Consider the following 15,018-nt stretch of genomic DNA (forward strand, 5'->3'; position numbering starts at 1 on the left):
TTGGAGTGAGCAGCAGATGGCGCAAATTATTAAAATCCAAGATTATATATCACGATATGAACAAGACCCGCATCATTACATCAATCAATTTATTCGGTTGAAAAAACAAAGGTGGGACGAGTTAAAAAAGGCTTCAAAAGAGCAGGTGCAAAAGCAGGCTGACCAAGCCATCGAGCAAGCACCTGAACAAGAGGAAGAAAAGAGAAAGAAATTCTCCTTAAAAAGAAAGCAAAAAGAAGCCGATATGAAAAAGGAACGGGACCTGAGTCTTTTTAACGAGCCAACAGATATAGAACAAGGTGTTTTTACAAACGTTCCTACCGATGAAACGAAGCTGATTCACTTTTTTAAAGATCATCTTTACGATGTTCAGTTAAAATGGGCCAGCTCGACGATTTCTCATATTTCAACTGTCTCTCACCACATTCGATATGATGAAAAGCTGCGGATGCTTGCAAGGCAGCTGCCAGATTCTTATTTTGTGATGTACAAGCCGGTGCTGCTCATTCAAAAAGCTGAGATGGAATTGTGTCCAGTGCTCATTACGCCGCTTGAAGTCATCTGTTTATCTTTCTTAGAAGCAGAGCCAGACAGCGTATATATTGGATCGAAGGAACGTTTTTGGGAAAAACGGGCGACGGGAAAAGCTGTTCAATCCGTCTTGAACCCTTGCGCAAGTCTTCTGCGCTCTGGAACTGTTGTGTCAAAAATTTTACAGCAAAGTGGTGTAGAGCTTCCTGTGAAAAAAATCCTCATCAGCCGCACCTCGTATATTGATTTGCCCGAAGTTCCATTCGGGATGGAGGTTGTCGATAAGAAGAAAGCGGAGGATTGGTTTGAAAAGCAGCGGAAAAACACCGCGCCGACAAAGCACCAGCAATTCAAAGCGACAAAGGCATTGCTCGCTTATGGTGAATCAGACAGCAAAAGAAGGCAGGAATGGCTCGATTAAAGGCATATCAAGGTCACCAAAAAAATGAGACCTGAGTGGAGCTAATATATGAATGAATGGTACTTTATCGTCAATCCAGCAGCAGGACAAGGAAAAGGACTCCGCACTTGGAGAAGCATAGAGAAAGAATTACAAAAGGTAGAGATCTCCTACAGATCGTTTCTTACCCAGCATGAAGGACATGCCGAAGTTTTGGCGAGACAGATTAGCGCTATGCAAGACGACAGATTGAAACGGCTGATCGTCATTGGCGGTGACGGCACATTTCATGAAGTGCTAAATGGTTTAAAAGAAATCGATCATGTGCAGCTAAGCTTTGTCCCAGCAGGTCATTGGAATGATGCAGCGAAGGGGCTGGGCATCCAGCGTCATGATGTGATCAAAGAAGTGAAAAAACAAAAGAGGATGTTGACGAAAACATTTTCTCTCGGCTCCTTTCAAGATCATGCAGAAAGTCCGCAATCTGTTCTTTTTCTCAATCATATTGGTGTAGGGTTTGATGCACATGTCTTGAAGAGAACGGTCCATTTTAGAGGGAAAAAGTGGCTCAATCGACTCAAACTCGGGTTTATCATCTACCCGCTGTCTTTTCTACATTCTTTATGGTCATTCAAACCGTTTGACCTTGCTCTTTTTATTGAAAATGAGAGAAAAGTTTTTCGCCAAGTGTGGTTTGTGATCGTATGTAATCACCCATATTATGGAGGCGGGCTGGAAGCAGCGCCGGAAGCAAGTGCGAGGCAATCAGGATTTCAAACAATCGTTGTCACTGATTTGAATCCATTGAAAGTCCTCTTATTTTTAAGTGCAATGGTTTTTAAAAAGCACCTTGTAATGGAGGGAGTCACCCTTTTTCAGCATGAAGAAGCCTACTTGGAGGCAGATGAAAAAATCCTATTTCATGCCGATGGAGAAGTGATTGGCGCCACTCCAGTGTTTGTTAAGGCTAGTGAGCGATCGTTAAAATTACGTGGCTAAGAAGCAGCCAGTGTGCGCACGAGCAAAAGAAACATGAAAAAAGACTTCCCTTTTCATAAGGTTCTTGTCCTGATTTTCTAGTTTTGCTTGACGAGTATAAGAAGGTAGCGATAAAATCTATAGGACGGCTATTGTTTAGCATCTCATTCTCAATAGCTGTCCTTTTTGTTTTTATGATCATATAAATAAAAAATAAACAGCCAATTGATCTCAATCGGCTGAATTTTGTCGACTAAAAAAGCATGATTTAAAATATTTTAAGAAATGATGGGTTGAAAATTGATATGAACTGGTTGGGACAAATATTAGGTAGCGAATGGCACATCTCTCCTGCTGGAGGCGCTACGGGAGATGCGTACTTCGCAACACACAATGACCAAAAGCTATTTTTAAAACGCAATACGTCACCGTTTCTTGCGGTTTTGTCAGCTGAAGGCATTGTGCCGAAGCTTGTCTGGACAAAACGGATGGAAAATGGGGATGTCATCACTGCACAGCACTGGCTGAGCGGCAGAGAGCTGAAGCCAAAGGACATGAATGACCGTCCTGTAGCGGAGCAGCTAAGAAAAATTCATACATCAAAAGAGCTGCTCGATATGCTGAAACGATTAGAAAAGCACTCGCTTGACCCGGCATCGATCTTGATGCATCTCAAGGCATCGATCTTAAAAGAGCAGATTGACTCACATGATATCACGCGCGCCATCCAGTATTTAGAGAAACATGTGGACGCAGTTCATTTCGAGGATAAGGTCGTATGCCATTGTGACCTCAACCATAATAATTGGCTGCTGACAGATGAAAATCAGCTCTATTTAATTGATTGGGACGGGGCAATGATTGCAGATCCAGCGATTGATCTTGGACCGCTCTTATACCATTATGTTGAAGAAGAGAACTGGGAAAGCTGGCTCTCTATGTATGGTGCTCCGCTGACCGACAACTTGCGAAAACGCATGGCATGGTATGTGCTGGCTGAAACTGTCTCGTTTGTCGTTTGGCATAAAAGAAAAGGAAATGAAAAGGCGCAAAAAGAAGTGCAAGCCGAGCTACATGCACTCTTAAAACGGTTAAACATCCATTAAGACAGTGGAATGTTCTCGACCCAGTTAGATAGATGAGATTGATGCGCTTCGATATGTGCATCAATTGAACTGACAGAGGTGCCTTTTTGGCTGTAATCATAAATATCGGTTAGTAGCTGACGAACGTCAGCATCCAAATCTTCTTTTGCCAGCATTAATTGAATCACGCGTCCCACCTGTTCATATTCTGCAACAGTCCCGCAGCAATCCAGCTGGTGATCAGTTAAAATATCTTTGATTAATTGAAGCTGATGTTGGCGGTTTAATCCCATACGTATGCTCCTTTCAAGCGTGTCATTTATGTGGTTAAACTGTGCATTCAGCTTTGATTTTATACATGAAGCAGACCAGCCCAAATAGCAGCTGGTCTTTTTCATATGTGCGGATAAGTTGCTGTCTTGCGGCTCTTTATGTTTCATGGTATCTTGATAAAATGTAAAGAAAATAGAGGTGTATCAAATTGAGAATGCGACATAAACCGTGGGCGGATGATTACTTAGCTGAAAATGCTCATATTGCTTTAGCCAACCCTGAACAATACAAAGGGAAATGGCATGAGCTGTTTGGAAATGATCATCCAATCCATATCGAAGTCGGTACAGGAAAAGGGAGTTTTATTGCCGGAATGGGCAAGCTTCATCCTGAGATAAACTATATCGGCATTGAATTATTTAAAAGTGTCATTGTGACGGCAGTCGATAAAATCAAAGAAACAGATGTAGAAAACGTAAAGCTTCTAAACATCAACGCAGAGACACTGACAGATGTCTTTGCGGAAAATGAGATTGATCGGGTGTATTTGAACTTCTCTGATCCGTGGCCAAAATCAAGGCATGAAAAACGGAGATTGACATTTAAAGCTTTTTTAAAGCGATATGAACAGATCCTCCGTCCAGGCGGTGAATTACATTTCAAAACCGATAACCGCGGACTATTTGAATATTCCTTGAAAAGCTTTTCGTCTTACGGACTCCTTTTAACGTATGTGAGCCTTGATTTACATGAGGATGGTCTCGAAGGAAATGTCATGACAGAATATGAAGAGAAATTCTCTTCCATGGGACAACCGATCTATCGATCAGAAGTAAAATTCCCTGAATAAAAAGCGAACAAAGCTGGCTGCAACGAACGATTGCGGTCAGCTTTTTTGATGAAAAGATTAGCACATGCGATTTTCCTTTGTATTTGCTACGATAGAAAAAGGAGGGATGACAGCAATGGAGACAATGAAAATAGGTGAAATGGAACTGTTCTGGTTAAATGGGGGAGATACACACATGGATGGCGGTGCCATGTTTGGCGTGGTGCCAAAGCCATTATGGTCAAAAAAATACCCTGTGAATGATCGAAATCAAATTGAATTACGGTGTGATCCAATGCTTATACGGTGGAACGGTCTTCATCTGTTAGTAGATTCCGGCATCGGGTCAGGGAAGCTGACAGAGAAACAAAAACGCAATTATGGCGTCACAGAGGAAACGAAAATAGAAGAATCACTTGCGGCTCTCGGTTTGCGCCCATCTGATATAGATTACGTCTTAATGACTCATTTGCATTTTGATCATGCAAGCGGGCTGACAAAACGTGAAGGCGATGAGCTCGTGTCTGTTTTTCAGCAGGCAAAAATCATCACGTCCAAAATTGAATGGGACGAAATGAGAGCGCCGAACATTCGCTCAAGAAATACATATTGGAAAGAAAACTGGGAGCCTGTTGCCGATCAAGTCATGACATTTGAAGATAGCATCGAAGTAACAGAAGGCATCCGCCTGCATCATACAGGCGGACATAGCGATGGGCATAGCATCTTAACGCTCACAAGTCAGGGAGAAACGGCTATTCATTTAGCGGATATCATGCCGACACACGCTCATAAAAACCCGCTATGGGTCTTGGCATACGATGATTATCCAATGACCTCGATCCCAGCGAAGCAAAAATGGCAGGCATTCGCCGAAGAAAACAATGCATGGTACTTGTTTTATCATGATGCCATCTACCGTGCTGTAAAGTGGGATGAAGACGGGGCAATGACCCATGAGGTCAAAAGAGAAACCGGAAGATAAAAGATCATCTGTATGTTTTTTCGCCTTTCACACAAAATAACGACAAAATGAACTTGTGAAAGGAAGAGTGCAGGTGAATCAATTTTATCGTGTACATGGTGATGTCATCGAGACACCGTTAAGAGGGATGGAAGTCATGTCTGTCCCTTATTTAAACAAAGGGGTCGCATTTACAAAGGAAGAGCGGGAAGAGCTTGGGTTAAAGGGATTTCTGCCGCCGAAGGTGTTAACACTAGAGGATCAAGCAAAGCGTGCATATGAGCAGTTCAAAGCACAGCCAGACGCACTTGGGAAAAATGTCTATTTAACTGCGCTTCATGACAGAAATGAAGTGCTCTTTTATAAATTATTAAATGAGCATTTGGCAGAAATGCTGCCGATTGTTTACACACCGACCGTAGGAACAGCGATTCAGCGTTACAGCCACGAGTATAGAAAGCCAAGAGGAATTTATTTATCCATTGATGACCTAGAAGGAATGGAAGAAATTTTTGCATCTTACGGAGTGGATGAATCAATTGATCTCATTGTCGCAACAGATGCAGAAGGAATTTTAGGCATCGGCGACTGGGGTGTAGGCGGAATCGCCATTTCAGTCGGGAAGCTGGCTGTTTATACAGCCGCAGCAGGTATTGATCCTAGCCGTGTGCTGGCAGTGGTGCTTGATGCTGGAACCAACCAGGAAAGCCTTTTAAATGATCCGCTTTATGTGGGAAATCAGCACTCCCGCGTTCGAGGAGAGCGCTATGATCAGTTTATTGATCAATATGTTGAGCTTGCCCGTGCGACTTTTCCAAATGCACTTCTTCACTGGGAAGACTTCGGTACAAAAAATGCGCGCGCCATTTTGGAAAAATATAAGGACCGTATTTGTACATTTAATGATGATATTCAAGGAACTGGAGCCGTCTCACTTGCTGCCGTTCTGGCTTGTGCAAAAGCATCGAAGGTTCCGCTGAAAGATCACCGAATCGTGATCTTTGGAGCAGGTACAGCAGGGATTGGTATAGCCGAGCAAATTCGTGATGCGATCGTGCGAGACGGTGTCAAAGAAGAGGAATCATATGATCATTTCTGGTGTATTGATAAAACGGGATTGCTCACAGATGATTCACCCGACATTCAGCCATTTCAAAAGCCGTATGCAAGACGTTCTGATGAAGTGAAGGATTATGCACGTAATGGTCCAAAGCATTCAATTGATTTGTTAGAGGTCGTGAAGCAGGCGAAACCTACGATCTTAATTGGTACCTCAACTGTAGGTGGGGCATTTACAGAGGAAATTGTGAAAGAAATGGCGTCACATGTAGAGCGGCCAGCGATTTTACCGATGTCAAACCCGACACCTCTTTCAGAGGCAAAGCCGGAAGATCTCATTGAATGGACAGAAGGACGTGCGCTTGTCACAACGGGAAGCCCGTTTGATCCGGTTGAATATGGTGGTGTGACATATGAAATTGGGCAGGCAAATAATGCTCTTGTGTTTCCAGGGCTTGGTCTTGGAACGATTGTGTGTAAAGCCCGCCTCATGACAGACAGCATGTTTGTTGCGAGTGCTGAAGCGATTGCGAGCATGGTCAATGTCGGAAAACCGGGTGCTGCGATGCTTCCAAGTGTTGATCAGCTCAGAACAGTTTCAGCGACAGTGGCTGTCCGTGTGGCACAAGCAGCGATTGACGAAGGAATTGCGGAAGAAACCCCTGATGATCTCATTCAGGCTGTGCAAGACGCCATGTGGCACCCTGTATACAAAAAAATCAAAGCCATCTAAAAAAAGCTTCGCAAGGACTTGTCTTTGCGAAGCTTTCTTATTAAGCAACAGAATCAATGACATCAACGATCATGCCTGTTTTTGCATCAATCATGACTTCATACTGTTCCAGCTCGCCAAAGGCGGAGCGTGTAATGCCAGATTTGTACACATCAATCGTTTCACCATTTACGGTATACGGTTCTGGTACAGTATAAATCCAAGAGCCATCAATCGGGCCGCGCTGTTTAAAAGCGGATTTCACAATTTTTAACGCTTTTTCAGACGAGATATACGTCGGGAAAAAGACTTTCTTTGCAACAATTGCAGCGGCTACGCCAATACTCGCACCAATCAGAACATGTTTTAACTTCAACGTGCTGCACCTCCGTATTGCTGTTTTTTCCATTATACAAAACTTGTCCAGCGATGTTAAGAAATCCGAATACTTGAAAGCATATTCAAAATTTCTGGAGAGATACTTGGAAAACCGAAAGAATTCTTATAGTATAAAGTGAGTGTTATTTTTATAGGAATTTATATGGTCATTACATAGAAATGAGGGTAACTGTCAAATGAACGAAGAAACAATGTCGCTTTTCCGAAATTTAACAGAATTACAAGGGACTCCAGGTAATGAGCACCATGTGCGTGCTTTTATGAAAAAGGAACTTGAGAAATATTCCGATGAACTCATTCAGGATCGTCTTGGCGGAGTGTTTGGTGTCCGCAAAGGCCCAGAGAACGCGCCGAAGATTATGGTGGCTGGTCATATGGATGAAGTCGGCTTTATGGTGTCATCCATTACGAAAAATGGAATGATTCGTTTTCAAACACTTGGCGGCTGGTGGAGTCAAGTGATGCTTGCGCAGCGAGTGGATGTTCATACGGATCACGGGCCAATTCCGGGCGTTGTATCGAGCACACCTCCGCACCTTCTGACACCAGAACAAAAAAGCAAACCAGTAAAACCGTCAGATATGCTGATTGATATTGGTGCAGACAGTGAAGAAGAAGCGAAAGAGCTTGGCGTTCGCCCAGGGCAGCAAATCGTTCCTGCAACGGTCTTTACCCCAATGGCCAATCCGAAAAAGATTTTAGCCAAAGCTTGGGATAACCGCTATGGGTGCGGACTTGCCATTGAATTATTGAAAGAATTAAAAGACGAAGCTCTTTCATGTCATCTATATTCAGGCGCAACCGTCCAAGAGGAAGTAGGGCTCAGAGGGGCTGAGGTAGCTGCGAATATGATTAAACCGGATCTGTTCTTTGCTCTAGATGCGAGTCCTGCAAATGATGTGACGGGAGACAAATCACAATTTGGCCAGCTTGGAAAAGGTGCACTTCTTCGTATTTATGATCGCACGATGATTACGCACCGAGGCATGAGAGAATTTGTCCTCGATACAGCCGAAACAAACAATATTCCATATCAATATTTCGTATCGCCAGGCGGTACGGATGCTGGACGTGTTCATATCTCAAATCAAGGTGTACCGTCTGCTGTTATTGGTGTATGTGCGCGTTACATTCATACAAGTCACTCTGTCTTGCATGTGGATGATTATGCAGCGGCAAAAGAATTAATTGTTCGTCTTGTGAAAAATTGTGATCAAAGCACGGTGGATTCGATTTATCAACAAGTGTAAACGATAAGAAAAAGGCTGCCTCATTAAGAGCACAGCCTTTTTCTTATTCCTGTTCAAACACGTATGACAACGCCTTAATCGCTTGATTCACTGTTTCGACAGTGATATTTGCTTTGTTTGATAATTCCTTTAGGGGATGATGTAATTCTTTAGGACGAATCAAAATAAGGGGTTTCCCTTTGGCGATGGCAGAAGAAGCATCCATTGCCGTGTTCCACTGTTTATATTTCTCACCAAAGCGGGCGATGACAACGTCTGCCTTATTTAATAATAGTTCGGTGCGGAAATTGTTCAAATCAGAAGCCGCATCGTCTTTCAAGATGGCATTTGGCTGCCCGCCTAAAATATCTTCTCCGATGTTATCTGATCGGTCATGATTCTCCATTGGACCAACAAACGTTACTGGTAGTTTCAACGACTGGCTTTTTTCCTTAATTTCATCGCGCCACTGGCTATGAATTTCTCCAGCTAAATAAACCGTTAATTGCATAACAATCTCCTCCTTGTGCACAAACTTAGTAAAGGTTTGCCCTGTTTCTTTTCATGTTACACAAGAAGTGCTTGATAAAGCAAAAAAAATATGATTATGATATTCATGGTAGAGACTATTTTTCATCGTAAGAAGACTACATATAATGGGAAGGACAGGCCTCTTCGTCTTTCCTATGAGAAAGCAGGAAGACGACGTTGATGACTTATTTAAAAAGAAAGGGTATTTCCCTTTCGCCAAAGGTGTATTTTATTGATGCACTCTCTTATATGGCTTTAGGTCTATTTGCTACATTAGTGGTAGGGCTGATTTTAAAAACAGCAGGCGGCCTGTTATCATTTCCTCTAATCGTGGAAATGGGAACGCTCGCAATGGGGCTGATGGGACCAGCAATTGGCGTAGCGGTTGCTTATCGCTTAAACGCTTCTCCTTTAATTATTTTCGCAAGTGTTGTGTCAGGTGCCGCTGGAGCAGAGCTTGGGGGACCTGCTGGAAGCTTCGTGGCTGCTCTCATTGGTGTGGAATTAGGCAAACTGATCAGTGGTGAGACAAGAATTGATATTATTTTAACGCCGCTTGTTACGATTATCACAGGTTTTCTCACCGCTGCTTTCATCGGCCCTGGAATTCAGGCGGTGATGACAGGGCTCGGCAGGCTGATCGTATGGGGGACTGACCAAAGTCCACTCATCATGGGCATGCTGGTTGCAACCATTGTTGGACTTGCTCTTAGCTCACCGATTTCAAGTGCTGCGCTTGCGCTGATGCTTGATTTAAGCGGTCTTGCTGCTGGTGCGGCAACGATTGGCTGCTGCGCGCAGATGGTCGGCTTTGCTGCTGCAGGATTTAGGGAAAATCGTTTTGGCGGTCTTGCTGCGGTAGGCATTGGAACATCAAAACTACAGCTGCCGAACATTGTGAAAAATCCGCTCATTCTCATTCCGCCGACGATTGCAGGACTGATTCTTGCGCCAATTGGTATTATTGGCTTTGGGATGGTCAATAATGCGGCAGGAGCGGGTATGGGAACGAGCGGTCTTGTCGGCCAGCTCATGACACTCACAGTCATGGGATTTCATCCATCCGTTTTCCTCGCAATTGCTCTTTTGCATATCGTTGGCCCGGCAGTGATTAGTTTGGTAGTATCAGAATGGATGAGAAAGAAAGGCTATATACAATTCGGAGATTTAAGTATACAAACTGGAGGAATCAAACATGAAAAAAATTGAATCAAACGAAGAATTACAAAAAGTGATTCAAGAAGACTTAACCGTATTACTATTTTCAGCTGACTGGTGTCCGGACTGCACATTTATTGAGCCGTTTTTGCCAGAGCTTGAAGCAAACTATCCAGAATTTGAATACTTCTATGTGGATAGAGATCAGTTCATCGACACTTGTGCAGAGTGGGAAATTTACGGAATTCCAAGCTTTTTAGTCTTTAAAAACGGACAAGAGATCAACCGTTTTGTCAGCAAAGATCGTAAGACAAAGGAAGAGATTGAAGCATTTTTAACAGATTCTCTTTCTAAATAACGAAAGGAGGGTCTTATCATGGCGAAAATGACATCAAGACAGCTTGCCAATCAATTGAAAAGCCGTCTGACGAACGACAGCTGGACCCACCAGTTTGACAGGGAAAAAGATACGCTTCGTGTGGAAGATAAACATACAGGAAAGGGCATCACGCTTGAGCTCCCGCCGATTATTGCAAAGTGGGAAGTAAAGCCTGATGAAACACTGGATGAGATCGTTTATTATGTGAAAGAAGCGCTCAGCGCTATGAAAGGTGAAGCGCAGCACATCTCAGGTAAAGAGAAGCACATTTATCCGGTCATTCGTTCAACGTCCTTTCCAGAAACATCGAGTGATGAGATTCCGCTCGTTTTTGATGAGCATACAGCAGAGACAAGAATCTACTATGCACTTGACCTTGGAAGCACCTACAGATTAATTGACGAGAAGATGCTGCAAAAGGAAAACTGGACAAAAGAACGAATCAGAGAAACCGCAAGTTTTAACGTCCGTTCACTAAAGACTGTCGTGAAGATGGATGAAGTGGCGGGCAACCGTTTTTATTTCTTCCGTGCAAACGACGGGTACGATGCAAGCAGAATATTAAATGAATCGATTTTACAAGAATACGCGCAAAAAGTAGAGGGGCAAATGGCTATTTCCGTTCCCCATCAAGATGTGTTCATCATTGCAGATGTACGCAATGAATCAGGCTATGATATTTTAGGGCAAATGTCGATGAGCTTCTTCGCCAGCGGCACGGTTCCGATTACGGCCTTGTCATTTTTATATGACGAAGGCAAGCTTGAACCGATCTTTATTCTTGCAAAAAGTAGACCAAAACAGCAGTAGAAGGGAATTTTGAAGAATGAACGTTTTTTATAATGCAGAAGGTGTCGGCGACACACTCCTTATTTCATTGAAAGATGTAACAAGAGAAGAAGTAGGTCATGAAACGTTTGGAGATGTCGTAAGAATCTTCAATCAAGACACAAAAGAAACAACAGGTTTTAATATTTTCAATGCATCTACTTACATGAAAATTGAAGAAAACGGATCTGTACCGCTTTCTGAAACGCTTGTTCAAGATATCAATGAAATTTTGAACCGCAACGGTGTCAGTGAAACATTAACAGTTGATCTATCACCTAAGTTTGTGGTCGGTTATGTGAAGGAAAAAGAAAAACATCCGAATGCAGATAAACTGAACATTTGCCAAGTAGATGTTGGCGATGAAACCTTACAAATCGTGTGCGGTGCACCAAACGTTGATCAAGGTCAATATGTTGTGGTTGCAAAGGTCGGTGCTGTGATGCCGAGCGGTTTGGTGATCAAAGATGCTGAACTAAGAGGTGTTCCTTCAAGCGGAATGATTTGTTCTGCAAAAGAATTAGATCTTCCGAATGCGCCTGCTGAAAAAGGAATCCTTGTTCTAGAAGGAAGTCGCCAAGCTGGCGAACCATTTGAAGCGTAACCTCCCATAAACGGGTACAAATGAGCGAAGAATGTGTTATACCAAAAGTCACTAAGTACGCACTTAGTGACTTTTTTTCATCTACAGACAGCATGAACAGCAAAGCGTAGCACTTTTCTCGCTTTTCTGCATGAAAAAGCAATGGTATACTAAAAATCGCCCAAGAAAACGTAAGGGGAGTTAAAGTGAGTGATAAATGATGAGTTGGTTAGATAAATTTTTTAGTGTATTTTTAGGAGAAGAAAAAAAAGAAGAAAAAGCTGAGAGGCCTGAAACAGGTCCGATTGCACCAAAGCAGCCAGCTGTTGAACAGCATAAAGAATATAAAAAAGTTGAAGATACGAAAGTGTATTATGAATATCCAAAAGGCAATTTCCGCTTTCCTCTCGTTCCAGATAAACCTGCACGTGAGGCAGCAAAGCAACAAGAAAGAAGGCGCACGCGGCCAAGTCAGCCAAAGGCAAAGCAGACGACCTATCAGCCAAAACAAACGGTGCAGCCTGATCTCAATAAAAAGCCTTTTAAACCAGAGCAAATCCCTTCACCCATCTATGGCTACCACCAGGATATGCGTCCAAAACATGCAGCAGCCAAAGAAGACACAACTTCTGTCAAAATGAAATCGGCAGAAGAAACGTCACAGCGTGTCACACTGTTATCAGAAGAAGCAGAGCGTGAACGGAATGTAAGACAGCAAATGAACATCCCGTCTATACGAAAAGAACAACGTATGGAAGACATGATGTCAGCCCAAACAGAAGAACAAGCAGAGAGGCAACCTGTCACGACGCCGCTTACTTTGCAAGAGGAACTCGCTTATCAAGATCACGTTCAATCAACGATGGAACGTTTATATGACGAGCCTTTCAGTGAGACAGAGGATCAAGATCAAGCTTTGTCACAGACCAAAGACGATCGGGAAGCATTCTTACATATGGAGCAAGCTGAAGCATCTAACGAGCCTCTAGAGATGGAGCAAGAACAGGCAGTCACCATTGAACAAGAAGAGCCGATGATTCCGCTTGAAGATGATGCTCAGAAAAAAGAGAGCTTTACATTTGAAACAGCTGAAAGCCCATCACCAGCACTCGACATGGAGATAGAAAGCCCAGTAGAAGAAACTGCGATGCTGGAAGAGAAGAACATAGAGGCTATGGAGGAAAGAGCAGAAGCTGCATGGATAGAAGAAAGTCAAGCAGACGTGTCAGCGGCAGCATTTGAACAAGAAGAACCGATGATCATACAAGATTCGCTAGATGATGATTCTCTGCCGGAAGAAAAATTAACAGATGATGAAGTCATGTCAGTTGAAGAAGCATCAGATGAATTTGCTGACTCTGGACAAGCAGAGATCGCTGCGGATATGGCAGAAGAGCTTGAGGAAACACCTGAAGAAACGCCTGAAATAAAACGTGAAGAACCAAAACCGTCTTCTCCACAGCCAAAGCGCTCAAGCGGTCAAACCTCCACCGTTCCTTTTAACGTCATGATGTTAAAAAGTGATCAGCGCGTGCAAGGACAGAAGAAAACGGCAGATGCACAAGGATATGTATTTCCGAGTTTAGCTCTTCTAGACGTTCCGCCAGCACAAAAAGTAGAGGACGGAACATGGGTGAAAGAACGGGCAGAACTGCTCAATGCCACACTGAAAAACTTCAATGTCAGAGCAAGTGTTGTTCATGTGACACAAGGTCCTTCTGTTACAAGATTTGAAGTGCATCCTGAACCAGGCGTGAAAGTGAACAAAATTACAAACCTGTCAGATGATATCAAACTCAGTTTGTCTGCAAAAGATATTCGAATCGAAGCGCCGATTCCTGGGAAGAACACGATTGGAATCGAAGTGCCGAACCTTCACAGTAAAATGGTTTTCTTGAGAGAAATGATCAGAAGCAGTGCCTTTAGAGACAATCCATCTCCATTAACGGCGGCGCTCGGATTGGATATTTCCGGTCAGCCCGTTGTGGTTGATTTGCAAAAAATGCCGCACGGCTTAATTGCCGGAGCAACAGGTTCAGGGAAAAGTGTCTGTATTAATACCATTCTCGTAAGCCTGATGTTTAAAGCCTCACCTGATGAAGTGAAAATGCTGTTAATCGACCCTAAAATGGTTGAACTGGCGCCGTATAATCACATTCCGCATCTTGTGAGCCCAGTCATTACCGATGCCAAGACAGCAACAGCTGCTTTGAAATGGGTAGTAGATGAAATGGAAAGACGCTATGAACTGTTTGCACACTCTGGTGTGAGAGAAATCAAACGATTTAACGAACTGGTGAAAGAAAAACAAATGGGTGAAAAACTGCCATATCTCGTCGTTGTCATTGATGAGCTGGCTGATTTAATGATGGTCGCACCAAATGAAGTCGAAGAAAGCATTTGCCGAATTGCCCAAAAAGCAAGAGCATGCGGGATTCACTTACTCATTGCGACGCAAAGACCTTCTGTTGATGTCATTACAGGTCTCATTAAAGCAAACATCCCAACAAGAATTGCTTTCTCTGTTTCAAGCCAAGTGGATTCAAGAACCATTATTGATATGGCAGGTGCTGAAAAGCTTCTCGGAAAAGGAGACATGCTGTTCTTAGAAAATGGCTCTGGCAAACCGACAAGACTACAAGGGAACTTTGTATCAGATCGAGAGATTGATGAAGTGGTAGCGCATGTGAGAAAACAGCGCAAACCTGTGTTCCTTTTTGAACAGGAAGAATTGATGCTCCAAGGCTCTGCCATTACAGACGAAGATGAATTGTTTATGGACGCATGCAGATTCGCCATCGAGCAAAATAGTGCAAGTACATCCAGTTTGCAAAGAAGATTTAGAATTGGCTACAATCGAGCAGCAAGATTGATTGATATGATGGAACGTGAAGGAATGATCTCTGGGGCAAAAGGCAGTAAGCCAAGAGAGGTCCTCATGACACTGAGTGACTTAGAACAATTGATCTAAACAAACCACTTCATTTTTTTGATAAACATGGTATGATAGCACATAGGTGCAATTTTTGAATTGGACGCTTTTCGCATGCCTGTCTGAACGCTTTTTAATGAAAATGAGC

15 protein-coding genes are annotated in these 15,018 nt (G+C 43.1%); 12 read left to right on the forward strand and 3 right to left on the reverse strand.

All coding sequences use genetic code 11. From position 1 onward, the window contains the following. The first annotated feature begins 16 nt into the window (after positions 1 to 16). The 3 genes from FBF75_RS10565 to FBF75_RS10575 all read left to right on the forward strand — a co-directional run bounded on the left by FBF75_RS10565 (position 17) and on the right by FBF75_RS10575 (position 3,015). Positions 17 to 952, forward strand: coding sequence for a hypothetical protein (locus FBF75_RS10565; RefSeq protein ID WP_024719289.1), 936 nt, complete (start codon positions 17 to 19; stop codon positions 950 to 952). Positions 953 to 1,000: 48 nt separating this feature from the next. Beyond that, complete coding sequence (locus FBF75_RS10570; protein ID WP_046344241.1) at positions 1,001 to 1,930, forward strand: YegS/Rv2252/BmrU family lipid kinase; 930 nt, start codon at positions 1,001 to 1,003, stop codon at positions 1,928 to 1,930. Between the two features lie 284 nt (positions 1,931 to 2,214). Continuing rightward, positions 2,215 to 3,015 carry a phosphotransferase family protein gene (locus tag FBF75_RS10575; protein WP_026050132.1) on the forward strand — a complete coding sequence of 267 codons (801 nt, stop codon included), beginning with the start codon at positions 2,215 to 2,217 and terminating at the stop codon, positions 3,013 to 3,015. Here FBF75_RS10575 and FBF75_RS10580 read toward each other — a convergent pair. Next, positions 3,012 to 3,287, reverse strand: coding sequence for a YtzH-like family protein (locus tag FBF75_RS10580; RefSeq protein WP_017358323.1), 276 nt, complete (start codon positions 3,285 to 3,287; stop codon positions 3,012 to 3,014). The genes FBF75_RS10575 and FBF75_RS10580 overlap by 4 nt on opposite strands. 188 nt (positions 3,288 to 3,475) lie before the next feature. Between FBF75_RS10580 and trmB the strand changes: the two genes are divergently transcribed. The 3 genes from trmB (at position 3,476) to FBF75_RS10595 (ending at position 6,852) form a co-directional block, all read left to right on the forward strand. Further along, positions 3,476 to 4,117 carry a tRNA (guanosine(46)-N7)-methyltransferase TrmB gene (gene trmB, locus FBF75_RS10585; RefSeq protein WP_025207815.1) on the forward strand — a complete coding sequence of 214 codons (642 nt, stop codon included), beginning with the start codon at positions 3,476 to 3,478 and terminating at the stop codon, positions 4,115 to 4,117. A gap of 115 nt (positions 4,118 to 4,232) precedes the next feature. After that, entirely contained in the window at positions 4,233 to 5,081 is an 849-nt protein-coding gene (locus tag FBF75_RS10590) for a YtnP family quorum-quenching lactonase (protein WP_008343041.1), read from the forward strand. A 73-nt stretch (positions 5,082 to 5,154) separates the two neighbouring features. Further along, on the forward strand, positions 5,155 to 6,852 hold the full coding sequence (locus FBF75_RS10595; protein ID WP_008343042.1) for an NAD-dependent malic enzyme: 1,698 nt from the start codon (positions 5,155 to 5,157) through the stop codon (positions 6,850 to 6,852). A 40-nt stretch (positions 6,853 to 6,892) separates the two neighbouring features. On the opposite strand, the gene FBF75_RS10600 is transcribed toward FBF75_RS10595, so the two are convergent. Beyond that, entirely contained in the window at positions 6,893 to 7,207 is a 315-nt protein-coding gene (locus FBF75_RS10600; protein WP_003217759.1) for a PepSY domain-containing protein, read from the reverse strand. Positions 7,208 to 7,406: 199 nt separating this feature from the next. Between FBF75_RS10600 and FBF75_RS10605 the strand changes: the two genes are divergently transcribed. Beyond that, positions 7,407 to 8,480: a M42 family metallopeptidase gene (locus tag FBF75_RS10605; RefSeq protein WP_136944730.1), complete on the forward strand. Its 1,074-nt coding sequence runs from the start codon at positions 7,407 to 7,409 to the stop codon at positions 8,478 to 8,480. 43 nt (positions 8,481 to 8,523) lie between these two features. On the opposite strand, the gene FBF75_RS10610 is transcribed toward FBF75_RS10605, so the two are convergent. Then, on the reverse strand, positions 8,524 to 8,970 hold the full coding sequence (locus FBF75_RS10610; protein ID WP_007501817.1) for a YtoQ family protein: 447 nt from the start codon (positions 8,968 to 8,970) through the stop codon (positions 8,524 to 8,526). 200 nt (positions 8,971 to 9,170) lie between these two features. Here FBF75_RS10610 and FBF75_RS10615 point away from each other — a divergent pair, with 200 nt between their 5' ends. From FBF75_RS10615 to FBF75_RS10635, 5 genes are all read left to right on the forward strand, one after another. Beyond that, positions 9,171 to 10,199: a PTS sugar transporter subunit IIC gene (locus tag FBF75_RS10615; protein WP_019743715.1), complete on the forward strand. Its 1,029-nt coding sequence runs from the start codon at positions 9,171 to 9,173 to the stop codon at positions 10,197 to 10,199. Next, the gene (locus FBF75_RS10620) at positions 10,186 to 10,506 is read left to right on the forward strand and encodes a thioredoxin family protein (RefSeq protein ID WP_003217665.1); all 321 of its coding nucleotides are present in this window, start codon (positions 10,186 to 10,188) and stop codon (positions 10,504 to 10,506) included. The genes FBF75_RS10615 and FBF75_RS10620 overlap by 14 nt, the downstream gene beginning before the upstream one ends. An 18-nt stretch (positions 10,507 to 10,524) precedes the next feature. Further along, complete coding sequence (locus tag FBF75_RS10625) at positions 10,525 to 11,337, forward strand: DUF1444 domain-containing protein (protein WP_008343044.1); 813 nt, start codon at positions 10,525 to 10,527, stop codon at positions 11,335 to 11,337. Positions 11,338 to 11,353: 16 nt separating this feature from the next. Next, positions 11,354 to 11,959 (forward strand): YtpR family tRNA-binding protein, encoded by a 606-nt coding sequence (gene ytpR / locus FBF75_RS10630; RefSeq protein ID WP_007501813.1) that lies wholly within the window; start codon positions 11,354 to 11,356, stop codon positions 11,957 to 11,959. 196 nt (positions 11,960 to 12,155) lie between these two features. Beyond that, positions 12,156 to 14,909 (forward strand): DNA translocase FtsK, encoded by a 2,754-nt coding sequence (locus tag FBF75_RS10635; protein ID WP_136944731.1) that lies wholly within the window; start codon positions 12,156 to 12,158, stop codon positions 14,907 to 14,909. The last annotated feature ends 109 nt before the right edge of the window (positions 14,910 to 15,018 follow it).

The sequence above is a fragment of the Bacillus sp. S2(2019) genome (genome assembly GCF_005144805.1).
In the GTDB taxonomy this organism is placed as follows: domain Bacteria; phylum Bacillota; class Bacilli; order Bacillales; family Bacillaceae; genus Bacillus; species Bacillus altitudinis.